Annotated in this window: 26 protein-coding genes and 2 pseudogenes; 20 read left to right on the plus strand and 8 right to left on the minus strand. The window is 57.3% G+C overall.

Features of this window, described 5'->3' with window-relative positions:
- Positions 1-92 precede the first annotated feature (92 nt).
- The 7 genes from potG to KGP25_RS07560 all read left to right on the plus strand — a co-directional run bounded on the left by potG (position 93) and on the right by KGP25_RS07560 (position 7202).
- Positions 93-1226 carry a putrescine ABC transporter ATP-binding subunit PotG gene (gene potG, locus KGP25_RS07530; protein ID WP_223540196.1) on the plus strand — a complete coding sequence of 378 codons (1134 nt, stop codon included), beginning with the start codon at positions 93-95 and terminating at the stop codon, positions 1224-1226.
- Between the two features lie 10 nt (positions 1227-1236).
- Positions 1237-2190, plus strand: coding sequence for a putrescine ABC transporter permease PotH (gene potH, locus KGP25_RS07535; RefSeq protein WP_024907854.1), 954 nt, complete (start codon positions 1237-1239; stop codon positions 2188-2190).
- Entirely contained in the window at positions 2187-3032 is an 846-nt protein-coding gene (gene potI / locus KGP25_RS07540) for a putrescine ABC transporter permease PotI (RefSeq protein WP_223540197.1), read from the plus strand. The genes potH and potI overlap by 4 nt, the downstream gene beginning before the upstream one ends.
- Before the next feature lie 65 nt (positions 3033-3097).
- The gene (locus KGP25_RS07545; protein WP_045908434.1) at positions 3098-3571 is read left to right on the plus strand and encodes a YbjO family protein; all 474 of its coding nucleotides are present in this window, start codon (positions 3098-3100) and stop codon (positions 3569-3571) included.
- Positions 3572-3736: 165 nt separating this feature from the next.
- Complete coding sequence (rlmC, locus tag KGP25_RS07550) at positions 3737-4867, plus strand: 23S rRNA (uracil(747)-C(5))-methyltransferase RlmC (protein ID WP_223540198.1); 1131 nt, start codon at positions 3737-3739, stop codon at positions 4865-4867.
- A gap of 174 nt (positions 4868-5041) precedes the next feature.
- The gene (locus KGP25_RS07555) at positions 5042-5749 is read left to right on the plus strand and encodes a response regulator transcription factor (protein WP_223540199.1); all 708 of its coding nucleotides are present in this window, start codon (positions 5042-5044) and stop codon (positions 5747-5749) included.
- On the plus strand, positions 5733-7202 hold the full coding sequence (locus KGP25_RS07560; protein WP_045908431.1) for an ATP-binding protein: 1470 nt from the start codon (positions 5733-5735) through the stop codon (positions 7200-7202). The genes KGP25_RS07555 and KGP25_RS07560 overlap by 17 nt, the downstream gene beginning before the upstream one ends.
- A gap of 86 nt (positions 7203-7288) precedes the next feature.
- On the opposite strand, the gene artJ is transcribed toward KGP25_RS07560, so the two are convergent.
- From artJ to KGP25_RS07590, 6 genes and pseudogenes are all read right to left on the minus strand, one after another.
- On the minus strand, positions 7289-8020 hold the full coding sequence (gene artJ / locus KGP25_RS07565) for an arginine ABC transporter substrate-binding protein ArtJ (RefSeq protein WP_021240923.1): 732 nt from the start codon (positions 8018-8020) through the stop codon (positions 7289-7291).
- A gap of 174 nt (positions 8021-8194) precedes the next feature.
- Positions 8195-8863, minus strand: coding sequence for an arginine ABC transporter permease ArtM (gene artM, locus KGP25_RS07570; RefSeq protein ID WP_024907847.1), 669 nt, complete (start codon positions 8861-8863; stop codon positions 8195-8197).
- Positions 8863-9579, minus strand: a pseudogene (gene artQ / locus KGP25_RS07575) (arginine ABC transporter permease ArtQ). The gene artM and the pseudogene artQ overlap by 1 nt, the downstream one beginning before the upstream one ends.
- Before the next feature lie 6 nt (positions 9580-9585).
- Entirely contained in the window at positions 9586-10317 is a 732-nt protein-coding gene (gene artI, locus KGP25_RS07580) for an arginine ABC transporter substrate-binding protein ArtI (RefSeq protein WP_008500032.1), read from the minus strand.
- Between the two features lie 19 nt (positions 10318-10336).
- Positions 10337-11065 carry an arginine ABC transporter ATP-binding protein ArtP gene (artP, locus tag KGP25_RS07585; RefSeq protein WP_008500030.1) on the minus strand — a complete coding sequence of 243 codons (729 nt, stop codon included), beginning with the start codon at positions 11063-11065 and terminating at the stop codon, positions 10337-10339.
- Positions 11066-11291: 226 nt separating this feature from the next.
- Positions 11292-11810 (minus strand): lipoprotein, encoded by a 519-nt coding sequence (locus KGP25_RS07590; RefSeq protein ID WP_023335076.1) that lies wholly within the window; start codon positions 11808-11810, stop codon positions 11292-11294.
- A gap of 97 nt (positions 11811-11907) precedes the next feature.
- Here KGP25_RS07590 and KGP25_RS07595 point away from each other — a divergent pair, with 97 nt between their 5' ends.
- The 3 genes from KGP25_RS07595 (at position 11908) to KGP25_RS07605 (ending at position 13955) form a co-directional block, all read left to right on the plus strand.
- A complete protein-coding gene (locus KGP25_RS07595) occupies positions 11908-12231 on the plus strand; it encodes a heavy metal-binding domain-containing protein (protein ID WP_023310944.1) in 324 nt (107 codons plus the stop codon).
- Complete coding sequence (locus KGP25_RS07600) at positions 12228-13058, plus strand: N-acetylmuramoyl-L-alanine amidase (RefSeq protein ID WP_196353140.1); 831 nt, start codon at positions 12228-12230, stop codon at positions 13056-13058. Before KGP25_RS07595 ends, KGP25_RS07600 begins: the two co-directional genes overlap by 4 nt.
- A 273-nt stretch (positions 13059-13331) precedes the next feature.
- Complete coding sequence (locus tag KGP25_RS07605) at positions 13332-13955, plus strand: helix-turn-helix domain-containing protein (protein ID WP_223540200.1); 624 nt, start codon at positions 13332-13334, stop codon at positions 13953-13955.
- Here KGP25_RS07605 and KGP25_RS07610 read toward each other — a convergent pair whose 3' ends face one another.
- Together KGP25_RS07610 and KGP25_RS07615 are read right to left on the minus strand one after the other, a co-directional pair.
- Positions 13956-14588, minus strand: a complete 633-nt coding sequence (locus KGP25_RS07610) for a hypothetical protein (protein ID WP_223540201.1) — start codon at positions 14586-14588, stop codon at positions 13956-13958.
- Positions 14588-16153 (minus strand): ExeA family protein, encoded by a 1566-nt coding sequence (locus KGP25_RS07615; RefSeq protein WP_223540202.1) that lies wholly within the window; start codon positions 16151-16153, stop codon positions 14588-14590. The genes KGP25_RS07610 and KGP25_RS07615 overlap by 1 nt, the downstream gene beginning before the upstream one ends.
- Before the next feature lie 21 nt (positions 16154-16174).
- Here KGP25_RS07615 and KGP25_RS07620 point away from each other — a divergent pair, with 21 nt between their 5' ends.
- The 10 genes and pseudogenes from KGP25_RS07620 (at position 16175) to gspK (ending at position 24792) form a co-directional block, all read left to right on the plus strand.
- On the plus strand, positions 16175-16504 hold the full coding sequence (locus tag KGP25_RS07620) for a hypothetical protein (RefSeq protein ID WP_126534830.1): 330 nt from the start codon (positions 16175-16177) through the stop codon (positions 16502-16504).
- The gene (gene gspC, locus KGP25_RS07625) at positions 16455-17186 is read left to right on the plus strand and encodes a type II secretion system protein GspC (RefSeq protein WP_048027121.1); all 732 of its coding nucleotides are present in this window, start codon (positions 16455-16457) and stop codon (positions 17184-17186) included. The genes KGP25_RS07620 and gspC overlap by 50 nt, the downstream gene beginning before the upstream one ends.
- A gap of 13 nt (positions 17187-17199) precedes the next feature.
- Positions 17200-19122 (plus strand): type II secretion system secretin GspD, encoded by a 1923-nt coding sequence (gene gspD / locus KGP25_RS07630; protein ID WP_223540203.1) that lies wholly within the window; start codon positions 17200-17202, stop codon positions 19120-19122.
- Between the two features lie 15 nt (positions 19123-19137).
- Positions 19138-20616, plus strand: coding sequence for a type II secretion system ATPase GspE (gspE, locus tag KGP25_RS07635; RefSeq protein WP_048222252.1), 1479 nt, complete (start codon positions 19138-19140; stop codon positions 20614-20616).
- Complete coding sequence (gspF, locus tag KGP25_RS07640; protein ID WP_045908421.1) at positions 20616-21824, plus strand: type II secretion system inner membrane protein GspF; 1209 nt, start codon at positions 20616-20618, stop codon at positions 21822-21824. Before gspE ends, gspF begins: the two co-directional genes overlap by 1 nt.
- A gap of 3 nt (positions 21825-21827) precedes the next feature.
- Entirely contained in the window at positions 21828-22277 is a 450-nt protein-coding gene (gspG, locus tag KGP25_RS07645) for a type II secretion system major pseudopilin GspG (RefSeq protein WP_223540204.1), read from the plus strand.
- Entirely contained in the window at positions 22277-22762 is a 486-nt protein-coding gene (gene gspH / locus KGP25_RS07650) for a type II secretion system minor pseudopilin GspH (protein WP_126534828.1), read from the plus strand. Before gspG ends, gspH begins: the two co-directional genes overlap by 1 nt.
- Positions 22755-23138: pseudogene (gene gspI / locus KGP25_RS07655) on the plus strand (type II secretion system minor pseudopilin GspI). Before gspH ends, gspI begins: the two are co-directional and overlap by 8 nt.
- Complete coding sequence (gene gspJ, locus KGP25_RS07660) at positions 23135-23785, plus strand: type II secretion system minor pseudopilin GspJ (protein WP_223540205.1); 651 nt, start codon at positions 23135-23137, stop codon at positions 23783-23785. The pseudogene gspI and the gene gspJ overlap by 4 nt, the downstream one beginning before the upstream one ends.
- Positions 23782-24792 carry a type II secretion system minor pseudopilin GspK gene (gene gspK / locus KGP25_RS07665; protein ID WP_223540206.1) on the plus strand — a complete coding sequence of 337 codons (1011 nt, stop codon included), beginning with the start codon at positions 23782-23784 and terminating at the stop codon, positions 24790-24792. Before gspJ ends, gspK begins: the two co-directional genes overlap by 4 nt.
- The last annotated feature ends 7 nt before the right edge of the window (positions 24793-24799 follow it).

Raw genomic sequence — 24799 nt, forward strand, 5'->3', positions numbered from 1 at the left:
ACCCGTAGGCCGGGCAAGCGTTAGCGCCGCCCGGCGATGCGCACCCTGACGGTGCGTTTGCACCAGTTTTGATCTCTACCGGAGAACACCCCGTGAATGACGCGATCCCCCGCCCGCAGGCGAAAGTCCGTAAAGCGCTGACCCCGCTGCTTGAAATTCGTAACCTCACCAAATCTTTTGATGGCCAGCATGCCGTGGACGACGTCAGCCTGACGATCTATAAAGGCGAAATTTTTGCCCTTCTGGGGGCCTCTGGCTGCGGTAAATCGACCCTGCTGCGCATGCTGGCCGGTTTTGAACAGCCCACCGCCGGGCAGATCGTGCTCGACGGCGTGGATCTCTCCAGCGTGCCGCCGTATCAGCGTCCGATCAACATGATGTTCCAGTCCTACGCGCTGTTTCCGCACATGACGGTGGAGCAGAACATCGCCTTCGGCCTGAAGCAGGACAAGCTGCCGAAAGCCGAAATTACCGCGCGCGTGGCCGAGATGCTGAGCCTCGTGCACATGCAGGAGTTCGCCAAGCGTAAGCCGCACCAGCTCTCCGGCGGCCAGCGCCAGCGCGTGGCCCTGGCCCGCAGCCTGGCAAAACGCCCGAAACTGCTGCTGCTTGACGAACCGATGGGCGCGCTGGATAAAAAGCTGCGCGACCGTATGCAGCTCGAAGTGGTCGATATCCTTGAGCGCGTGGGGGTGACCTGCGTGATGGTGACCCACGATCAGGAAGAGGCGATGACCATGGCCGGACGTATCGCGATCATGAACCGCGGCAAGTTCGTGCAGATCGGCGAGCCGGAAGAGATTTATGAGCATCCGACCACCCGCTACAGCGCGGAGTTCATTGGCTCGGTTAACGTCTTCGAAGGGCTGCTGAAAGAACGTCAGGAAGACGGTCTGGTCATCGAATCGCCGGGGCTGCAGCATCCGCTTAAGGTCGATCCGGATAGCTCGGTAGTGGATAACGTGCCGGTCTACGTCGCGCTACGTCCGGAGAAGATCATGCTCTGTGAGGATCCGCCTGCTGATGGCTATAACTTTGCCGTCGGGGAAGTGGTGCACATTGCCTATCTGGGCGATCTCTCTATCTATCACGTGCGCCTGAAAAGTGGGCAGATGCTCAGCGCGCAGTTACAGAACGAACATCGCTATCGCAAGGGACAGCCGACCTGGGGCGACGAAGTGCGCCTGTGTTGGGATGCAGACAGTTGCGTTGTGCTGACGGTATAAGGAGCGGCCAATGAGTACACTTGAACCTCCAGCCCGCGTCGAAAAGCCGGGCGGCTTTGCCCACTGGCTGACGCGCATGCAGATGAAGCACGGCCGCAAGCTGGTGATCGCCATGCCGTACGTGTGGCTGATCCTGCTGTTCCTGCTGCCGTTCCTGATTGTTTTCAAGATAAGCCTGGCGGAAATGGCGCGGGCGATCCCGCCTTACACCAACCTGCTGGACTGGGCCGACGGGCAGCTGACGCTGACCTTAAACCTGGGTAACTTCCTGCAGCTCACCGACGATCCGCTCTATTTCGAAGCCTATCTGCAGTCGCTGCAGGTGGCGGCGATCTCGACGCTCTGCTGTCTGGTGATGGGCTACCCGCTGGCGTGGGCGGTGGCGCACAGCAAGCCGTCGACGCGAAATATCCTGCTGCTGCTGGTGATTTTACCGTCGTGGACCTCGTTCCTGATCCGCGTTTACGCGTGGATGGGGATCCTGAAAAACAACGGCGTGCTAAATAACTTCCTGATGTGGCTCGGGGTTATCGATCAGCCGCTGACGATCCTGCACACCAATCTCGCGGTCTATATCGGCATTGTGTACGCCTATCTGCCGTTTATGGTGCTGCCGATCTACACGGCGCTGACCCGTATCGACTACTCGCTGGTAGAAGCGTCGCTCGATCTCGGTGCCCGTCCGCTGAAAACTTTCTTCAGCGTCATTGTCCCGCTGACCAAGGGCGGGATTATCGCCGGGTCGATGCTGGTCTTTATCCCGGCGGTGGGGGAGTTTGTGATCCCTGAACTGCTCGGCGGGCCTGACAGCATCATGATTGGCCGCGTGCTGTGGCAGGAGTTCTTCAATAACCGCGACTGGCCGGTGGCCTCGGCGGTGGCGATCGTGATGCTACTGCTGCTGATCGTGCCGATCATGTGGTTCCACAAGCATCAGCAGAAACAGATGGGAGATCACGGATGAACAACTTACCGGTAGTGCGCTCCCCGTGGCGAATTGCGATCCTGGTCATCGGCTTTACCTTCCTGTATGCGCCGATGCTGATGCTGGTGATCTACTCGTTTAACAGCTCCAGGCTGGTGACGGTCTGGGCAGGCTGGTCGACGCGCTGGTACAGCGAGCTGTTCCACGATGATGCGATGATGAGCGCGGTGGGGCTGAGCCTGACCATTGCGGCGCTGGCGGCGACCATGGCGTCCGTGCTGGGCACGATCGCCGCGCTGGTGATGGTGCGCTTCGGGCGTTTTCGCGGTTCAAACGGCTTCGCCTTTATGATCACCGCCCCGCTGGTTATGCCGGACGTGATCACCGGTCTCGCGCTGCTGCTGCTGTTCGTGGCCCTGGCACATGCCATCGGCTGGCCGGCGGACCGCGGGATGCTCACCATCTGGCTGGCGCACGTCACCTTCTGTACCGCCTATGTCGCGGTGGTGATCGCCTCACGCCTGCGCGAGCTGGATCGCTCCATTGAAGAGGCGGCGATGGATCTCGGCGCGACGCCGCTGAAGGTCTTTTTCATCATCACGCTGCCGATGATTATGCCAGCGGTGATCTCCGGCTGGCTGCTGGCGTTTACCCTGTCGCTCGACGATCTGGTTATCGCCAGCTTTGTCTCCGGCCCGGGGGCGACGACGCTGCCGATGCTGGTCTTCTCCAGCGTGCGCATGGGGGTCAACCCGGAGATCAACGCCCTGGCCTCTATCATCCTCGGCGTGGTCGGAATTGTCGGATTTATCGCCTGGTATTTGATGGCGCGCGCGGAAAAACAGCGCGTGCGCGATATCCAGCGTGCAAGACGCGGCTGAAGGATTTAAAATTTCCAGTGATGTGCCGCGCATGACGCGGCACTGTTTTTCAGGGAAGTAAAACATTGGGATTATTAAAAAAATCACGTATTACGCATGCGCGTCCTAACGTACCTGCACTGGTTCAGGTGGCGGCGCTCGCCATTATTATGATCCGCTGCCTGGACGTGCTGATGATTCTGAATACCCTGGGTGTGCGCGGCATCGGTGAATTCATTCACCGCAGCGTGCAGACGTGGAATCTGACGCTGGTCTTTTTGAGCAGTCTGGTGCTGGTGTTTATCGAGATCTACTGCGCGTTTTCGCTGGTTAAAGGGCGCAACTGGGCGCGCTGGGTCTATATGCTGACGCAGATTACCGCGGCGAGCTATCTCTGGGCCGCTTCGCTGGGGTATGGCTACCCGGAGCTGTTCAGTATTGCCGGTGAGTCCAAACGCGAGATCCTGCGCGCGCTGTTTATGCAAAAACTGCCGGACATGCTGGTGCTCTTTCTTCTCTTCGTTCCGGCCTCCAGTCGACGGTTCTTCCGCCTGCAATAATATGTATACACGTCATCCTTCAAGCCGTCTCTGCGTTGGCCGCGTCTGTTCACCCCAGTCACTTACTTGAGTAAGCTCCTGGGGATTCTCAGACTTGCCGCCTTGATACAACTTGAATGATTTTGTGTATATAATCGCAGCCCTCGTGATTTTTAAGGTTTTCATATGCAGTGCGCACTCTATGACGCCGGACGCTGCCGCTCCTGTCAGTGGATAGAACAACCGGTCTCTCAACAACTCACCGCCAAAATGGCCGACCTGCAACAGCTGCTGGCAGAACACGCGGTGGGCGAGTGGTGCGCACCCGTCAGCGGCCCGGAACAGGGTTTTCGCAACAAAGCCAAAATGGTGGTCAGCGGCAGCGTAGAAAAACCGCTGCTGGGGATGCTGCACCGCGACGGCACGCCGGAAGACTTAACCGACTGCCCGCTCTATCCCGCTTCCTTTGCGCCGGTCTTTGCCGCACTCAAGCCGTTTATTGCCCGGGCGGGGTTAACGCCCTATAACGTGGCCCGTAAGCGTGGCGAGCTGAAATACCTTCTGCTGACCGAAAGCCAGAAAGACGGCGGCATGATGCTGCGCTTCGTGCTGCGCTCTGAAACTAAGCTTGAGCAGCTGTGCGCGGCGCTGCCGTGGCTGCAGGAACAGCTTCCGCAGTTGAAGGTCATTACGGCGAACATTCAGCCGGTGCATATGGCGATCATGGAAGGGGAGAAAGAGATTTTCTTCACCGACCAGCACGCGCTGGCTGAGAGCTTCAACGGCGTGCCGCTGTGGATCCGCCCGCAAAGCTTCTTCCAGACCAACCCGACCGTGGCAAGCAGCCTGTACGCTACCGCCCGCGACTGGGTGCGTGCGTTGAACGTTCACCACATGTGGGATCTGTTCTGCGGCGTGGGCGGGTTTGGTCTGCACTGCGCCACGCCGGAGATGCAGCTCACCGGGATTGAGATCTCTGCCGAAGCGATTGCCTGCGCGAAGCAGTCCGCCGCCGAACTGGGGTTAACGAATCTGCACTTCCAGGCGCTCGACTCCACGCAGTTCGCGACCGGCCAGGGCAACGTGCCGGAGCTGGTGCTGGTCAACCCGCCGCGCCGCGGCATCGGCAATGCGCTGTGCGACTACCTGAGCCAGATGGCGCCGGAATACATCATCTATTCCAGCTGCAACGCGCAGACCATGGCGAAAGACATCGCTCAACTGCCGGGCTACCGCGTTGAACGCGTGCAGCTTTTCGATATGTTCCCGCATACCGCGCATTATGAAGTGTTGACGTTGCTGGTGAAAACGCACTAATCCTCAACATCGCCCGGTGGCGCTGCGCTTACCGGGCCTACGATCCGGAGTAGGCCGGGTAAGGCGTAGCCGCCACCCGGCATGACCCCCGCACAATGTTCAACAAAATGTGAACTCTTCCCCCGCTCGAAATCAGGTAAGCTTACGTCATAAGAAATGAATGAAGGCTTACCCATGAAGCAGATCCTGCTGGTGGAAGATGACCACGATATCGCGGCGCTTCTGCGACTCAATTTAGAAGACGAAGGCTACGCCATCACCCACGAGCCCGACGGGGGCAACGCCCTCCAGCGTCTTGAAAAACAGCCGTGGGATGCGGTGATCCTCGACCTGATGCTGCCCAACGTTGACGGGCTGGAGATTTGCCGCCGTATTCGTCAGATGACGCGTTACCTGCCGGTTATCATCATCAGCGCCCGCAGTAGCGAAACTGACCGCATTACCGGGCTGGAAACCGGTGCCGATGACTATCTGGCAAAACCGTTTTCGGTGCAGGAGTTGATTGCGCGCATCAAAGCCCTGTTTCGCCGCCAGCAGGCGATGGGGCAGGCGCAAACCGACGGTCACATTCAGGCTCACGGACTGACCATCGATCCGCTGGCGCGCAGCGTTCTGCTTCATGGCCAGGTGGTGGATCTCACTCCGCGTGAATTCGAGCTGCTCTACTTCTTTGCCCGTCATCCTGGCGAGGTGTTTTCGCGTCTGGCCCTGCTGGAGCAGGTCTGGGGCTACCAGCACGAAGGCTACGAGCACACTGTGAACACCCACATCAACCGCCTGCGCATCAAGATTGAGAAGGATGCCGCCGAGCCGGAGATCATTCGCACCGTCTGGGGCAAGGGCTACAAATTTGCGGAGCCGCAGCATGATGCGTCGCTTTAGCCTGAGCCAGCGCCTGACGCTGCTCTTCATCCTGCTGATGATGCTCTGCGCCGCCGTCGCCTGCGCGGTACAGCTCTACAGCAGCATGCAGTACGGTAACGCAATGGTGCAGCGTTTGTCGGGTGGGCTGGCGCAGCAGATCGTCCAGCGCGAACCGATTCTGGACGCACAGGGCCGGGTCGACCGCAGCGCGCTGAAACCGCTGTTTGGCCGGCTGATGACCTTTAATCCGAGCGTTGAGCTGTACGTTATCTCTCCTGACGGCGATATCCTCGCCGATGCCGCACCGCCGGGCCATATTCAGCGGCAAAAAATCGACCTGGCGCCGGTGCAGAGCTTCCTGAGCGGCACCGCCATGCCGGTACTGGGCGACGATCCGCGCAGTCAAAATCAAAAAGTCTTCAGCGCCACGCCGCTGCGGCAGGACGGCGAGCTAAAAGGCTATCTGTACATTATTTTGCAGGGCGAGGAGTCAAACGCTCTGGCGGAAATGGCCTGGCACAAGGCGCTGTGGAGTACCGTCCTGTGGTCACTGCTGTGGGTCGCGCTGTTTGGGCTGCTGGCAGGGCTGCTGGTCTGGTACTGGGTCACGCGTCCGGTCAAACAGCTGACGGTGGAGGTCGCCGGGCTGGAGCAGGACAGCATGAGCGCAATCAGGCTGCTGGCGGCACAGACGCCAGACGCGGCGGCAAAAGATGAAGTGGCGATCCTGCGCAACAGCTTTATTGAGCTGGCGCGCAAAATCACCCAACAGTGGGATCGGCTGGCCGACAGCGATCGCCAGCGTCGGGAGTTTATCGCCAATATTTCGCACGATCTCCGCACGCCGCTGACCTCACTGCTGGGCTATCTCGAAACCCTGTCGCTCAAATCCGCCACCCTGACGCCGCAGGAGCACCAGCAATATCTCGCCACCGCGCTGCGTCAGGGGCAAAAAGTCCGGCATCTTTCGCAGCAGCTGTTTGAGCTGGCGCGCCTGGAGCACGGCGGCATTAAACCCCAGCGCGAGCGGTTCGCGATGGCGGAGCTGATTTCCGACGTGGCGCAGAAGTTTGAGCTCACCGCCCGCACGCGAGAGGTCAATCTGCATATTGACGTGCCGGGGCCGCTGCCGATGGTAAACGCCGATGTGTCGATGATTGAACGCGTGGTGACCAACCTGCTGGATAACGCGATGCGCCATACGCCTGGCGGCGGAGAAATTCGCCTGGCGGTGTGGCAGGAAAATGAACAGCTGCAGGTCGAAGTGTCCGACAGCGGAACGGGCGTGGATGCCTCGCTGCGCGATGATCTGTTCCAGCGGCCGTCGGCGCTCAATACCCAGGCCTCGCGGGAGAATCGCGGCGGGTTGGGGCTATTAATCGTGAAACGGATGCTGGAGCTGCACGGGGGCGGGATCAGGCTAATGGAGTCGGTGAGCGGGGCACGGTTCAGGTTCTTTGTGCCGTTATGAGAGAGTGCCGGGCGGCGCTGCGCTTGCCCGGCCTACAAATCCCCCCGTAGGCCGGGTAAGGCGAAGCCGCCACCCGGCAAAAGACATTACTGCGGGAACCACTGCTCGCTGATTTTCTGGTACGTCCCGTCCGCTTTAATCGCTTTCAGCGCGCCGTTCAGTTTTTCCAGAAGCGCTTTGTTATCCGGACGTACCGCGATGCCGAGGCCCGTGCCGAAGTACTGTGGATCGGTCACTTTCTCGGTAGCCGTGCCCAGTTGCGGGTTGGTTTTGAGCCACTCGTTCACCACGGCGGTGTCGCCGAAGACGCCGTCGATACGGCCATTTTTCAGGTCGATAATCGCGTTCTGGTAGCTGTCATAGGCCACGGTCTTCACTTCAGGATGTTTGTCCTGCAGGTATTTCTGGTGCGTGGTGCCGTTTTCCATCCCGATGCGTTTGCCTTTCAGCTGATCGAAAGAGGTATACGCGCCTTTCTTCGCAATCACCACCGCCGAGTTGGCGTAGTACGGGTCGGTGAACGCGACCTGCTTGCTGCGCTCAGGCGTGATGTCCATCCCGGAGATCACCGCGTCGTATTTTTTGAACTTCAGCGACGGGATCAGGCTGTCAAAAGCATGGTTAGTAAAGGTGCAGTCGGCCTGCATCTGTTTGCACAGCGCTTTCGCCAGATCGATATCGAAACCGACGATCTGGTTGCTGGCATCCAGCGACTCAAACGGCGGATAGGTGGCGGACACGCCGAAATTGATTTTATCCGCAGCGGATGCGCCAGCGGCGAAGGTGGCGAGTAATGCGGCCAGAACTAACTTTTTCATTGTAATGCTCCCGTCTGTCTTATTGATGCGCCGTGTCTGCGGCCTGGATGTACAATGCCAGTTAATGAATTTATATGCAATAAAAATGATTAAGTATTATTTTTATCGCAAAAAAAAAGCGGATAACCCATCAGGTTACCCGCTTTATGAATACCGTTTTATGCATTCGCGTGGTTAATTTCTGCGCTCAAACGCCAGCGCTTTACGCTCAATCAGGCGCATCATCAGCGTCAGCAGACCGTTCACCACCAGATACACCACGCCCGCCGCGCCGAACACCATTACGTCATAGGTGCGTCCATACAGCAGTTGTCCGTGGCCCATCACTTCCATTAGGGTGATGGTGTAGGCCAGCGAGGTACTTTTGAACACCAGCACCACTTCGTTGGAATAGGAGGAGAGGGCGCGCTTAAAGGCGTACGGCAGCAGGATTGCCAGCGTGTCTTTCTTGCTCATGCCCAGCGCCCCGCAGGACTGCCACTGGCCTTCCGGGATGGCGCGGATCGCCCCGTAGAACAGCTGGGTGGTATAGGCCGCGCTGTTCAGTGAAAGGGCAATCAGGGCGCACAGCCACGGTTCAGAAAGCAGATGCCAGATAACCGGATAATCCTGCAGCGACGGGAACTGGCCCGGGCCGTAGTAAATCAGGAAGATCTGCACCAGCAGCGGCGTACCGGTAAACAGGGTGATGTACCCGCGCACAATCCACACCAGAACAGGCGTTTTCAGCGTCAGGATGATGGTGAAGATGAGCGCCAGGATCAGCGCCACGATAATGGACGCCACGGTCAGCGTCAGGCTGGTGTGCAGCCCTTTCATCAACTCGGGAAAGTATTCAAGCATCAGCCTGGTCTCCGTTCAAAGCGCGTCGCTCGCAGGTCAATACGCTTGAGGATGTACTGACTGAGCAACGTGATCACCAGGTAGATCGCCGCCGCCACAATGTACCAGGTAAACGGCTCCTGGGTACGGGTGGCGATGCTTTTGGTTTGCAGCATTAAATCGTTAACGCTAATCAGGCTCACCAGCGCGGTATCTTTCAGCAGCACCAGCCACTGGTTGCCGAGCCCCGGCAGGGCATGACGCCACATCTGCGGCATCACCAGACGGAAAAAGATGGCGGATTTCGACAACCCTAACGCCTGACCCGACTCCCATTGTCCCTACGGCACGGCTTTCAGCGCACCGCGCAGGGTTTGCGACGCGTACGCGGAGTAGAGCAGGGAGAGGGCAATCACGCCGCACAGGAACGGGCTGACGTCGAAGTTTTCAATCTGCATCTGCACAGGGATCTGCGCAAAGCCAAGATTGATCGTGAAGCCGTCAGACAGCGTCAGCAGCAGCTGTGAGGAGCCGAAATAGATAAACAGGACCACCAGAATTTCCGGTAGCCCACGCAGCACGGTGACCAGCGCGGAGCCTGTCCAGGCGACGGGGAACCATTTCGCGGATTCCCACACCGCAAAGAACATCGCTAGCACGAGGCCGATAATCAGTGCGCAAACGGCAAGGCCGACGGTCATCCCGGCGGCGCTTGCTAAAGGAAAAATTTCATTCATCAGGAATTACTTCTGGAACCATTTTTTGTAGATGGTTTCGTAGGTGCCGTCTTTCTTCACTTTTTCCAGCGCAGCGTTGAATTTCTGCTGCAGCTCAGTGTTGCCCTGACGAACGGCAATCCCCAGACCGGTACCGAAGTAATCCTTATCGGTCACTTTGTCGCCCACTGGCGCCAGCTTGTCGTTGGCTTTCAGCCACTCGGTCACCACCGCGGTATCACCAAATACGCCGTCGATACGGCCATTTTGCAGATCCAGCTTCGCGTTCTGGTAGCTGTCATACGGAACGGTGGTGATTTCCGGATGCTTATCCATGATGAATTTCTGGTGCGTGGTGCCGTTCTGCACGCCCACTTTCTTGCCTTTCAGCTGATCGACAGAGGTGAATTTACCTTTCTGACCAATGAACAGGGCGGAGTTGTCGTAGTAAGGGGTGGTGAACAGCACCTGCTTTTCACGCTCGGGGGTGATGTCCATACCGGCCATCACGGCGTCGATACGGCGGAACTTCAGGCTTGGGATCAGGCTGTCGAACGCCTGGTTGCTGAAGGTACAGGTTGCATCGATCTCTTTACACAGGGCGTTAGCCAGGTCCACGTCGAAGCCCACAATTTTGTTGTTCGCATCAATGGACTCAAACGGAGGGTAAGAGGCTTCCGTCGCGAAACGAATGGTCTGGGCTGCGGTAGCGGAAAGGGTAACGCCAGCAAGCAGCACGGCAAGTAATACTTTTTTCATTATATTTCCCCTGACACAATCAATGAGATAAATAGTTTTTGAAGGCATCGGTTTGCGGGTTAGCGAAGCAGCTCGCATCACCTTGCTCAACGATATACCCATTTTCCATGTAGACCACACGGCTGGCGGTTTTGCGCGCCACTTCCACTTCGTGGGTGACGATAACCTGCGTAATATTGGTTTCCGCCAGCTCGCGAATGATGCTCACGATCTGGGCGGTGATTTCCGGATCCAGCGCCGCCGTCGGTTCATCAAACAGCAGCACCGCAGGCTCCATCATCAGCGCACGGGCAATGGCCACGCGCTGTTGCTGACCACCGGACAGGTGCAGCGGGTAGCGGTCGCTGTAGGGCTTAAGGCGCAGACGCTCCAGCAGCTTTTCGGCACGCGCAATCGCCTGATCCTTGCTTAACCCCAGCACGCGGCACGGGGCTTCAATCAGGTTCTGCAGCACGGTCAGGTGCGGCCAGAGATTGTATTGCTGGAAGACCATGCCGACGTTTTGACGCAGTTCGCGAATCGCCTTATCAGACGGCGTCTTAGCGAAATCAAAATGGTTACCGGCAATCGCGAGCGTACCTGAACGGGGCATCTCAAGCAGATTAAGAACACGCAGAAGGGAGCTTTTACCTGCACCGCTTGGGCCAAGCAAAACCAGCGTTTCGCCTTCCGGGCAGTTTAGCGTGATGTCAAACAGCGCCTGGTGTGCGCCGTAGAAGCAGTTAATGCCGTTTAGTTTAATACTCATCGGGGCAGTCTTTACTCATCCAGGCAATCTATAGCAATTGAGGCCGCAGATAGTACCGTTGACAGAATAGTTATGCAATATTTCTGCGTTAAAAGTTAAATATAACCCGTATTTCCTCTTAAACATAGCACAAAATAGCGAACGGCAAGGTCGGCGAGTATAAATGTCGGCATTCCGCAAGAAATGCCGGACATTTTACGGGGGTAACATTTTTATCATTGATGAATCAGCGGTTCTCAATCGACTGGCGAAGCGTGCCTGCCGGGGCATGAACGCTGCCGCCCACGTAGCGTACGTCGTCCACCGCCCAACACTGTCCTTCACGGATCATCAGCACTTCGTCCTGCCAGGTTTGGGTGCCCTGCGTCAGCTTCACGCGCAGTGGAATATTACGGGCATCCGTGTTCGGGATGGTTGACGCGCTGGCCACTTCTGCGCTGTCCGGTAGCGTGGTGCGGCTGGAGAACGGATCGGATTTCAGCAGCGCGTTGTGCTGCGGATCGCGGGTGGCATCGTTAAGCAGTTTTGCCAGGCCATCGCTCAGATACGGGCGCAGGCCGGTAAGATCGTTGCTGCGGTGCTGGATGCGATAATCATAGAACTGCTGCGCCACGGTGTCCGGGCCGCCCTCAATGCAGGGGCCGCTGCGGGTACCAATATCCTTAAAGGCAGGCGTGACCGTGGTGGTACAGGCGCTGAGCACCAGCGCGCAGGGCACCAAAAGTGTTAAAGCTGAATAGCGCATGTTGATTTCCTTATTTATTAACTATCCTTTCAATCATAGCGTAACGAACCGATAATGCTGTGCCTAAGGCATTGAACGCTAAAGAAGGAGAGAAACCATGCAGTTTTCAACAACGCCAACCCTGGAAGGGCAGACAATTACCGAGTACTGCGGCGTGGTCACCGGCGAAGCGATTCTCGGCGCCAATATCTTCCGTGACTTTTTTGCCGGTATCCGCGATATCGTGGGTGGCCGCTCGGGTGCATACGAAAAAGAGCTGCGCAAAGCCCGCGAAATCGCCTTCAAAGAGCTCGGCGAGCAGGCGGAAGCCCTCGGCGCGGATGCGGTCGTGGGGATTGATATCGACTACGAAACGGTCGGTAAAGATGCCAGCATGCTGATGGTGAGCGTGAGCGGTACGGCGGTGAAAACCCTGCGATGACGCGTTTGTTTACCCCCCTCCTGCTGGCGCTGCTGCTGGCAGGATGCGTCACGGAAAAGGGGATCGTTGATAAAGGCGCCTACGAGCTGGATATGCGTCATCAGGCGCAGGCGGCTTACCCGCGCATTAAGGTGCTGGTGATCCACTACACCGCGGATGATTTTGACAGCTCGCTGGCCACGCTGACGGATAAAAACGTCAGCTCTCACTATTTGATCCCTGCCAGCCCCCCGGCGCCAGACGGCAAGCCGCGCATCTGGCAGTTGGTTCCCGAGAGCGAGCTGGCCTGGCATGCGGGCATCAGCTTCTGGCGCGGTACAAACCGCATCAACGATACCTCTGTCGGCATTGAGCTCGAGAACCGCGGCTGGCAAATGCGCGACGGCGTGAAAACGTTTACTCCGTTTGCGCCTGCGCAGATTGCGGCGCTGGTGCCGCTCGCCAAAGACATTATTACCCGCTACAACATCAGACCTGAAAATGTGGTGGCCCATTCGGACATCGCCCCGCAGCGTAAAGACGATCCCGGTCCGCTGTTTCCGTGGCAGCAACTGGCTCAGCAGGGGATAGGTGCCTGGCCCGATCCTGCCCGCGTGGCGTTCTATATCAATGGACGGCCGCGCTATCAGGAGGTCGAACGAGGGGCGCTGCTCGATGTGCTGAAGCGCTATGGCTACGAGGTGCCGGACAACGCCACGGAACAGCAGCAGAAGAGGGTGATCTGCGCGTTTCAGATGCACTTCCGCCCCGCGCTGTGGAACGGTGTGGCTGACGTAGAAACCCTGGCCATCGCCGAGGCGCTTTTAGAGAAATACGGGCAGGGGTAGTCCTTCAGGACTGCCCCCTGACCAGGTCATATTACCTTATTTTCTATGAGATTAATCTTAAGTACATTCTCAATTCATTTTTAGTTAATTGACTTAAAAATACCCTCATTTAAGATAGACGTATAGCTTGCTAAGTAATAACAAAAAATAACACCTGCTTATTGCTCTTATTTCACTTCTTCCAGAAGTTTTTATCAGGATTATACGAATAGTTCGGTGGTTCCACCGTGGCCCCTTTTTATCTAAAATTAACATCTTAATTCGGGTATAACAATGTTAAGCATTTACGGCAGAAAATTGCGTCCGCATCATGAAATGGAAAACATTATTTCCGCAACAGAAGGATATGAAGAAAAAACGTTAAAGAAATGGCAAAAAATTACCACCGTCGACAATGAATTTATTCATGTTATCGTCAGCGGTGAAGTGGAATTTCGCCGCGAATCCGACGAGCTCTGCATGTTCACCCTGCAGGGGCAGTGCGTGTTTGGACTCTCTTCCATTTTTTATCATTCATCCCATATGTATGGCCTGGTCCGCTCGAATACCGTAGTGCGTTCGATTCCTAAAGACGCCTTTTCTCAGCTTATGACGGAGAAAGGCTTATGGCCTGAGCTTACCAAAATGCTGGCCTGGTATATCTGCATGCTGAGCAAGCGTGATGACGTGCTGGTCGCCCGCAGCGCCTATTCTGTTGTGCGCGAGTTTTTGCTGGAGATTAATGAACTGATTGTCCATCATCAACGCGATATTAACGTTTATGATTATATTCAGGAATACACCAACCTGGCACGCAGCACCATTATCAAAATTCTTTCTGACCTGAAAAAAGGTCAATATATTGTGGTGGAAAAGGGTCGACTCCTTAACATCACCAACCTGCCTGAAAAATATTAACTATTCCAGCCGGTCTCCTTTTTCACTTAACGGAGACCGGGAACTTTCTTTATGTAATGTGCTGGCCTGAGCATTATCCTGCGTTTCGTCAACCGGCGGCGCGGGTATTTTTCCTTGCGAATAATCCTGCTCCTGTTCTTTTAACGCCTGCTTAAACAGCTCGGTTAATGAACCGTCATCACCGTCCGTGCGGGCGGGGGCTGCATCGTCGTGCGCTTGCGTGCCGGGGAGGGTATCCCGCGAGGTATCATGCGGCACCGTGCCGTCCGGCGCCTGCTGCCAGTCGGCGTCGTCGCTGTTAATCGGCAGATCCTGCATGGCAGGGACGTCGGCCTGCACCGGCGCGGGTTTCGGGTGCGGATGCGGGAACGGCTTACTCACATACACGTAGTGCATGTCGGAAAGCTGCGTTTCAGGCTTCGCCACGTGCACTTTTTTTACCGGCTCCGGCGCAGGGTGGCGCAGTTGCCAGTAAACCTGGGCGTACAGCCCCGCTATCAGCATGACGCAGAGGCTTACTATTCCTAACAAGGCGTTAGAAACGATCTTTCTCAGGCTGGGCATGCGGTACGAAAACCAGACCGCTTCCCCGGAAACGTAGCTGCGCTGAGCCGCAAGACAGATGGTAGACATTAGGAATGCTTCTCCTGCGTTTTCGCGTCCGGCGCGGCGTGGGTGGTCTGAAGCAGCACGCTCGGCGTGGTGTTGGTGTCACGCATTAACTGCATCAGCGTATCTTCCCCGGGAATGCCGTCGACGCGCAGATGCATTTTTTGCTGGAACTCGCGGGTGCGTTTCATCATCTCCGCCGTCCAGGTTTGCGCGTGGGTTACCGGTTCGGCAAGGGCCTGGCTCAGCTGCTGATCAAGCCAGGCCAGCTCTTTACCGTCGCTGGCGGCGCTGATGGCGTCTTTGCCTTCCGGCGTCAGGCGGTGGAGCTGGGTATAGTTGCCGGTGGCATGCTGGTTAAACCAGTGACGGCTTACCTGCCAGGTACGGTTGTTCATCAGCAGGTCGAGTGAGTTATCCCCGACGCGGGCGACCACGGCATAGTTAAGGTGGTTGCCGGTTTTCAGTTCACTCACCCACGGATACCCTTCCTGTGCCAGCGCATCCGGGGAAGCATTCCCCTGCTTACACATCAGGTTCACCTTCGCGGCGTTCTGGCACAGGGCATCCTCCGCCGACGCGTCATACCCCCACATCAAATAGAGCTGATGCATCGCATCCGGCTGGTTAACCACCTCGTTGTCGATAACCGGCACCACCGGCGCCTGAACTTTTGGCGTCTGCTGTTTCCAGCTGGCAGGCACCGGCAGTTGAATCGGAAGTCTTGCACCGATCGAAGAGGTCAAATACCAGCCGCAGGCGGCGAACAGCACGGAGGCGAATAAACCCACGGTAGCCAGGTGCTTACCGTGTTTTTTCGCAGGCAGGATCTCACCTGCCGCCAGGCGCAAATGACGCGGGCTGACCTGGGCTGCACGTTCGGTCCAGGCGGCAAGCATCGACAGGTGCGCCAGCTCGTTCAGCTTACTGATATTCCCTTTAGTCAGGGCATGCATTTTACGTACCCGCGCCGGGGTTAACGGCGCGTGCTCACCCCCGTGCGCTTCACACTGCGCCTGAACGTAGCTGAGAAACTCCCGGCAGGTAAGGGGACGCAGGGTGTGACAGGTATGCGCATATTCACGCAGTTCAGGCTGCTGCATCAGCGCGGTATCCCGATCCGCTGGCCCCATCAGCACGACGGACAGGCGAAACTCCAGCTCCTGCGCACGCGTCAGCAGCAGAGCCAGCACCTCCCGACAGGTCTCTTTCATGGCATCGGTATGGCTAATCACCAGCACTTTCGTCCTGCTTTTCCCTCCCTGCCACTGGTGCAGGATGGTATCCACCGCCTGAAGCCGGTTTTTGCTCTCTTTCGTTCCCGGGTTGAGCTTATACAGCAGGCTACTGGCACTCAGTTTTGGAAACGCATTGATAGCAATAACGGCAGGGGAAGTGGATTTCAGGGCGTCGCTGAACTGGCCCAGCAGCGGGGCATCGTCAGCAAAGAGTCCAATAATCCCCGCCTGTTGGGTTTTCTCTTTCAGCAGGTTGAAAATATCCTGATGATACGGCACGAAGAAATCGCCCGAGGCGCGGGTGATTTTTCGAAAAGGCGGGTGATTAAATTTAAAATGACTCTGATACATAGCGACTTACCGTCTCTGGACATGAATAGCAATGGTCCGGAAAAGTACGGCAAGGCTGCATCATGGTCAATTTACGGACAGGGTAAAAATAACCTGTTGGCTACCTCTAACACCGCTCTTTTTGACGGTCAATCTTTTTCTTTATCAAAGTTAACGGCGAAGCAGGTGGTCGATTATCTGGCCGCTAATTACTATTTATGCCACATATTGGCGCAGCATGATGCTGCTTATTTTCGCTTTGCTAAAGGCCAGATGAATAATGAGGTTCTCACTTCTTTCACGGTGGATAACGCCCTGTATTATGTTTGTATTGCTGATTTTTTGCGGTCAGCAAGGCTACGTCATTTTTAAAGATTATAAAAAAGTGACGAATAAGCTGGCGAACGCAGCGGCGAAACCGCAAAAAAGACGTCAGGAAGAAAAGGCTTTTTCACTTTTCACCGCCGCCGTGCGTCAGGATAGCCTGCCTGCGGCCGCGAAAGCCCCGCTCGCCGCCGAAATTGAGGGGATCGTCCGCAGCGACGATGCCTGGCTCTCCTTCGCCGTGATCAAAACGCCGGGGGGACAGAAGAGCTATCGCGAAGGCGAGGCGCTGACCGGTTTTAACGATGCCTTTATTCAGGAAATTAACAAAGACAATGTGGTGGTTAATTACGAAGGTGCTACGCAGGTACTGGCGTTAAATAAACCTGATTATTTTAAGGGCGGCGTAGACAGCGGTCCGGTAACCAAATCGACGAAAGATGCAGGTGCGGAAAGCGTGCATCTGGATGATTATCTGGTGTTAAAACCACTTATCGAAAAGGGCCAACTGGAAGGCTACAACATTAATCCAAGGAATGCCTCTGCCTTCTACAGCCATTCCGGGCTGGAAAAAGGCGATGTGGCGGTAAAAGTCAATTCTGTCGATATGACCGATGCAGCAAAGGCAAAAAATATTATTGCCAACTGGTCGAAAATGAAAGAAGCGGAGGTCGTCGTCAGACGTCACGCTCACCTTGAAAATATTCGGGTCAATGTTCTAAACAATTAACAAGTGTACAGACATGAAGAAATTTCCTTGGGCGTGCGTGGCGCTGACCGCATTGTCGTTATATTCCAGTTCGCTGCTTGCAGCTAACTTTAGCGCCAGCTTTAAAAATACCGATATCCGCGAGTTTATTGATACGGTAGGCCGCAATCTGAACAAAACCATTCTGGTCGATCCGTCCGTTCAGGGCACGGTGTCGGTCAGAACCTATAACGTGCTGACGGAAGATGAGTATTACCAGTTCTTCCTGAGCGTGCTGGACCTGTACGGCCTGTCGGTGATCCCGATGGATAACGGTATGGTCAAGGTGGTGCGCTCAAGCATTGCCCGCACCGCCGGTGCGCCGCTGGCCGACGGTAAAAATCCGGGCAAAGGCGACGAGATCATCACCCGCGTCGTGCGCATGGAAAACGTGCCGGTGCGCGAGCTGGCCCCGCTGCTGCGCCAGCTCAACGATGCCACCGGCATCGGGAACGTGGTGCACTTCGAGCCGTCCAACGTGCTGCTGTTGACCGGTAAAGCCTCGGTGGTCAATCGCCTGGTGGATCTGGTTCAGCGCGTGGACAAAGACGGTATTCAGCGCCGCGAGATTGTGCCGCTGCGCTTTGCGTCCGCTAAAGAGCTCTCCGACATGTTGAACAACCTCAACAATGAAGAGCAGAAGGGGCAGAACGCGCCGCAGTTGGCCACCAAAGTGGTGGCTGATGACGAAAACAACAGCCTGGTGATCAGCGGCTCGGAAGACGCGCGCATGCGTACCCGCTCCCTGATCCATCAGCTGGATCGCGAGCAGAATAACGAGGGGAATACCCGCGTCTTCTATCTCAAGTATGCCAGCGCCACCAAGGTGGTTCCGGTCCTGACCGGCATTGGCGAGCAGCTGAAGGATAAGGCGGGCGCGCCGAAGTCGAAAGCCGCGCCTGCGTCCAGCGATCTGAACATTACCGCCGACGAGGCAACCAACTCGCTGGTGATTACCGCCCAGCCTAACGTGATGAACTCTCTGGAGAAGGTGATCGACAAGCTCGACATCCGTCGTCCACAGGTGCTGGTGGAAGCCATCATCGCGGAAGTGCAGGACGGTAACGGCCTGGATCTCGGCGTGCAGTGGACCAGCAAGCACGGCGGCGTACAGTTCGGCTCAACCGGTCTGCCTATCAGCCAGATTAAAAACGGCACCATGAAGGGGGCGAGCTTCACTGGCCTGGCGACCGGCTTCTTTAACGGCGATTTCGGTGCCCTGATGACCGCGCTCTCCACCGACGGCAAGAACGACATTCTCTCCACCCCAAGCGTGGTCACGCTGGATAACAAAGAAGCGTCGTTCAACGTCGGGCAGGATGTGCCGGTGCTCTCCGGCTCGCAGACCACCAGCGGCGACAACGTCTTTAACTCCGTTGAGCGTAAGACGGTCGGTACCAAGCTGAAAATTGTGCCGCAGATCAACGATGGCGACATGATCCACCTGAAGATTGAGCAGGAAGTCTCCAGCGTCGACAACAGCGCGACGGAGGACGCCAGCCTCGGCCCAACCTTCAACACCCGCACCATCAACAACGAAGTGATGGTACACAGCGGCCAGACGGTGGTGCTTGGCGGCCTGATGGAAAACGTCACCAAGCAGTCGGTTTCCAAAGTGCCGCTGCTCGGCGATATCCCGCTGGTCGGCCAGCTGTTCCGCTACACCTCGCAGGATACCTCGAAGCGCAATCTGATGGTGTTTATCCATACCACCGTCCTGCGCGACGACGATAACTTCAGCGCGGCGTCGAAAGAGAAATATGACCAGATCCGCGCCCGCCAGCAGCAGCGCGTGGAGGAGAAGAAGCTCGGTATTATTGAACCGTCCGACAGCGCGGTGCTGCCAGCCTTCCCGTCGGCCAGCGCCGCGCCGGCCGCAACCCGCGCCAGCACGTCGCGCAATCCGTTTAAAAACTAAGGCGGAGGGCGCAACGTGGATGAACTGAGTAAAACGCTCTGCAGCAGCAGTTACGCAAAGGATAACGGCGTCCTGTTTTACAACAACGACGTCTACATTCGCGAGGATGCTCCCGCGTTTGCCCTGCTGGAGATGCGCCGTGTACTGGGACGCCCCTTCGAGCCGACGATCCTCGCCCCTGAGGCCTTTGAGGAGATGCTGGCCAAAATCTGGCAGCAGAGCAGCGGCGTCTCCCAGCAGCTGGTGGATGATATGGACGCGGATATCGACCTGATGGCGTTAACCGAGGAGATCCCGGATAACGAAGATCTGCTCGATAACGACGAAAACTCGCCGGTGATCCGCCTGATCAACGCCATTCTCGGCGAGGCGGTGAAGGACGGCGCGTCGGATATCCACATTGAAACATTCGAACGGACGCTGAGCATTCGCTTTCGCGTTGACGGCGTCCTGCGCCCGGTTCTCCAGCCCGCGCGCAAGCTCGCGCCGCTGCTGGTGTCGCGCATCAAGGTCATGTCAAAACTCGACATCGCCGAAAAACGTCTGCCGCAGGATGGCCGTATCTCCCTGCGCATTGGCCGCAAGGCGATCGACGTGCGCGTCTCGACCATTCCGTCCCAGTACGGCGAGCGCGTGGTGATGCGCCTGCTCGATAAAAGTAACCTCAAGCCCGACATCAACAAGCTGGGCCTGATTGATGAAGAGCTGGAGAAGTTAAAAGGGCTGATTGACCGCCCGCACGGCATCATCCTGGTCACCGGGCCCACGGGCTCCGGGAAAAGTACCACCCTGTACGCCATTCTCTCGGCGCTGAACGGTCATGAGCGCAATATCCTGACCGTCGAAGATCCGATCGAATACGAGCTGGAAGGGGTGGGGCAGACCCAGGTGAACCCGCGCGTGGACATGACCTTTGCCCGCGGGCTGCGCGCCATCCTGCGCCAGGACCCGGACGTGGTGATGATCGGGGAGATTCGCGACGGCGAAACCGCGCAAATTGCGGTGCAGGCCTCGCTCACCGGTCACCTGGTCATGTCTACGCTGCACACCAACAGCGCCGCCGGGGCTATCACCCGTCTGCGGGATATGGGGCTGGAGTCGTTTTTAATCGGTTCATCGTTGCTCGGTGTCATTGCCCAGCGTCTGGTGCGTCGGCTGTGTACGCACTGCCGCACCACCAGTCCGCTGGACGCCAATGAAAAAGCGCTGTTCAGCTTCATGGCGACGCCGCCGAAAGCCATTTATCGCGCGGTGGGCTGCGAGCATTGCCGCCAGAGCGGCTATCAGGGACGTGCGGGCATTCATGAATTCCTGGTGGTGGACACCGCCATGCGTCGCGCCATCCATGAAGATAAAGATGAGATGTCCATCGAAACGCAGCTCTTTAAGCAGGCCTATAGCCTGCGCGAAAACGGGCTGCTGAAGGTGATTAGCGGCGTCACCTCTCTGGAAGAGGTGATGCGCGTCACCGCCGAGCGTGGGGGGGATGAGTAATGGCCCTCTACGCATGGACGGCAACGGATGCGGCGGGCAAAACCCGGCGCGGCACGCTGCAGGCCGAAGGGCAAAAGCAGGTTCGCCAGACGTTACGTGAGCAAAAGCTGATGCCCGTCAGCATCTCCGAAACGCGCGAGGCGGCGGCGTCCGGGAAAGCGAAAACCGGGGCGAAGCTCTCCACGCCGGTGCTGTCGATGTTTACCCGTCAGCTCTCCACGCTGGTCAACGCCGCTCTGCCGCTGGAGAGCGCGCTGAAGGCGATCTCGAAGCAGACGGAGGACAAAAAGCTGGCGGCGATGGTGGTGGAGATCCGCGAGAAGGTGGTGGAAGGGCATACGCTGTTCGACGCCTTCAGCCAGTTTCCGCGCACCTTCGACAAGCTCTACTGCACGCTGGTGATGGCCGGTGAAAAAACCGGCCACCTCGGCGACGTGCTGGAGAAGCTGGCGGAGTACAACGAACAGCGCCAGAAGATGAAGAGCAAGCTGACGCAGGCGATGGTCTACCCGATCACCCTGACGGTGGTGGCCATCGCGGTCATTAGCATTCTGCTGGTGGCGGTGGTGCCGCAGGTGATCGAACAGTTCACCCACATGAAGCAGCAGCTGCCGATCACCACCCGCACGCTGATTGCGGTGAGCGATTTTCTGCAGGCGTACGGCATCTATATTGTCGGGATCCTGGCCGGTGGGGTTATCGGCTTTAAGGCCTGGCTCAGAAACGCTAAAAACCGCTTTCGCTGGCACAGCTGGCTGGTGAACGGCTCGCCGATTAAAAAGCTGGTGTGCGCCATCAACAGCGCCCGCTATATCCGCACGCTCAGCATCCTGCAGGCGAGCAGCGTGCCGCTGCTCGAAGGGATGTATATCGCGATGGACGGTATCGAAAATCTCTACGCCCGGCAGGTGCTGGAGCAGGCGGCGGATACCGTGCGCCAGGGGGCATCGCTCTATGCCGCGCTGGAGCAGGCGAAATTATTCCCGCCCACCATGCTATACATGATTGCCTCCGGTGAAGAGAGCGGCGAATTAGGCAACTTAATGGACCGCGCGGCGGAAAACCAGGAGTCGGCGCTACAGCATCGTATTACGTTAACGCTGTCGGTATTTGAACCGGCGCTGGTGGTCTCCATGGCGACGATTGTTTTATTCATCGTGCTGTCAATATTACAGCCGCTTCTGCAACTTAATAATATGGTAGGTTAAATCATGGCTATAAAAACAAAACGTCTGGCTCGCCAGGCGGGGTTCACTCTGCTCGAATTAATGGTGGTGATCGTTATTCTCGGCGTTTTAGCGAGTATGGTGGTGCCAAATTTAATGGGTAATAAAGAAAAAGCGGACGCGCAAAAGGCGACCAGCGATATTGTTGCGCTCGAAGGCTCGCTGGATATGTATAAGCTCGATAACCACCGCTACCCGACCACCGAGCAGGGCCTTCAGGCGCTGGTGACCAAACCTGAGATCGCGCCTATTCCCAGCGGCTACCGCGCCGACGGCTATATTCGCCGCCTGCCGCAGGACCCGTGGGGCAACGATTATCTGCTCGTCAGCCCGGGTGAACACGGCGCCGTAGACGTCTTCTCTGCCGGTCCTGATGGCGAAGCCAATACCGCAGACGATATTACGAACTGGTCTCTGGATAAGAAAGAGAAATAATGAAGCGTCAACGCGGCTTTACGTTGCTGGAAATTATTCTGGCGCTGGTGATATTTGCCAGCTGCGCCATGATGGTTGTATCAACAATACCCTCACGCAGCGGTGCGGATATATTTGGCCAGCAATTAAAAGCCCTCGTTGATTATGGTTCAGACCGCGCGGTAATGGACGGAAATATTGTCGGGCTGGTCATCACTACCGATAACTATCAGCTGGTCACGCTCGACGATAAAAACGGCGAACGTCGCTGGGTGCCATTATCCGCAGGCCGTATTACCACGAAGGGCAATTTCCCGGAAGAGATGCACGTATCGCTTTCGCCTCAGCGTCTGGCGGCGACCGTCGAGGCCGACCCCCAGATCCTCTTTCTGCCGGACGGCGAGATTGGCCGTTTTACGCTGACGCTGCAAAGTTACGACAAACAGCATCACTTCCGCGTGGTGTCGCAGGGCGCTGCCCCGGTATCGGTAGAAAACGATGACTAAAGGCAAGGTTAAGCAAAAGGGGATGACGCTCCTGGAGGTGATGGTGGCGCTGGTCATTTTCTCCACCGCCGCGCTGGCGCTGATGAATTCCGTCTCCCTGAACGTGCGCTTCACCCACGGGCTGGCCGACACGCTGCAGGCCAGCTGGGTTGCGGAAAATCAGCTGGCAGAAGCCCAGCTTGGTAAAGCCGATTTTCCCGATGCCGAGGAGCAGGGGACGGAAATTATGGGGGGACGCAGCTGGTAATGGCACAAGCAGCGGGTGAAAACCGCCAATAGCGGCTGGGCCAATGCCATCCGCGTTTACGCCGAAGGCGATGAAAGCCAGCCGGTCATTTCGCTTCAGATTATCGGGCCGGGAGAAGAGAGCAAGTGAAGACGATCCGACGCCAGCGCGGTTTTACCCTGCTGGAGATCATGATTGCGCTGACCATCTTCGCGGTCATCAGCACCCTGGCCTGGCAAATTCTGGACGGCGCGATGCGCACCAGTTCAGCCACGGATGCCAGTGCGGCAAAGCTCAACCAGCTTCAGCGTGCCTGGAGCCTGATGGAGCGCGATTTTTTCCAGCTGCAGGCGCGGGCGCCGCGCAACGAGCCGGATCTGTTTTTGCAGGATGGCGATGCGGTTGAATTCACCACGCTGAACGGCGTGAGCGGCACGGTCCAGCTGGAGCGCGTGCGCTGGCGGCTGGAAGAGGGGCGCCTGTATCGCGACGTCTGGCCGGTCATTGACAGCCCGGCAGACGTCAAACCCGATGAAGTGCCGATTGTCAGCGAGGTGAAATCGATGCAGTGGCGGTTTTATCGCAAGGGCTGGCAAAAAAGCTGGGGTGAGTCCGCCCATCTGCCAGACGGCGTGGAGCTCACGCTGACTATGGAAAATGGCGAGACCTGGCGCTGGGTGTTTACCACGCCGGGAGATATGCCGGAAGCGGCGGCACCGCAGCCGGGTACCGAAACGGCGGCACCGGCGGCGGAAAATACGCCCGCCCCGCAACCTGCGCCGGACGTGAAGCCATGAGCCGGATACATCAACAACGCGGCGTTGCCCTGCTGGTTGTGTTGATCCTGTTGGTCATGATGTCGGCCCTGGCGGCCAAAATCAGCCAGCAGTTCTGCCGTAATTTGCAGAAAACCCACTATCAGGTGAGCCAGCAGCAACTGCGCTGGGCAATGCAGGCGCAGGAAAAGGTGGTGAAAGATCGCTTGCAGAGCGACGCCAGCGGCGAGAGCAAACCGCTCGACCCGGAGGGCGACTGGCACCAGCCGCTGGAGACGCAGGGCGAAGACTATACGGTGGTCAGTCAGGTCGAGGACGCGCAGGACTGCTTCAACGTCAATAACCTGCTGGCCGCAGACAAAGTGGCTCAGGATCAAACGGCGTCAGCCGTGCCGGAAAAACCGCGAAAAGAGAAGATTGTCGAGCAGATCCTGACGGACGGCGGCGTCAGCCAGACGACGGCGGAAGAGGTTTATCAGCAGCTGGTGGATTATCTCGACGGCGACACCACAACGGTGAAAGAGGGCGCGGAGACGGACGCCTGGGCTGGCGTGGTGCCGGCGCGTCAGCCAGCGAATCAGATGATGCGCACCCTTGCCGAGATAAAGCTGCTGCCGGCGTTTCCTGCTGCGGCGTACCCGAAGGTGAGCAAGCTGTTATGCGCGCTGCCGGACTCCGCCAGCAAGGTGGATGTCAATACCCTGACGCCGGAGCAGGCTCCCTTACTGGCAGCCCTGTTCCCGGGAAAACTGACCGCGGACGATGCCGTTCGCCTGATTGCGTCGCGGCCGGAGCCCGGCTGGGAAAGCATGGAAGTCTTCAGCAAAGCGCTGGAACAGGCCTTCCCGCAGCTTAAGGACGATCTCCCGCAGGTGGCTGAGGTTCTCTCCATCAACAGCCGGTATTTCCGCGTCAACTATACCGGCAATACCGATGAGTTAACGCTTCGCGTGGTGAGCCAGCTTCAGGTGAATAACGAAGCCGGTGAAATTGTGACGTGGCAACGTCGTTACCGAATGATTGAATAAGAAAAGT

The sequence above is a fragment of the Enterobacter sp. JBIWA003 genome (assembly GCF_019968825.1).
Lineage (GTDB): Bacteria > Pseudomonadota > Gammaproteobacteria > Enterobacterales > Enterobacteriaceae > Enterobacter > Enterobacter quasiroggenkampii.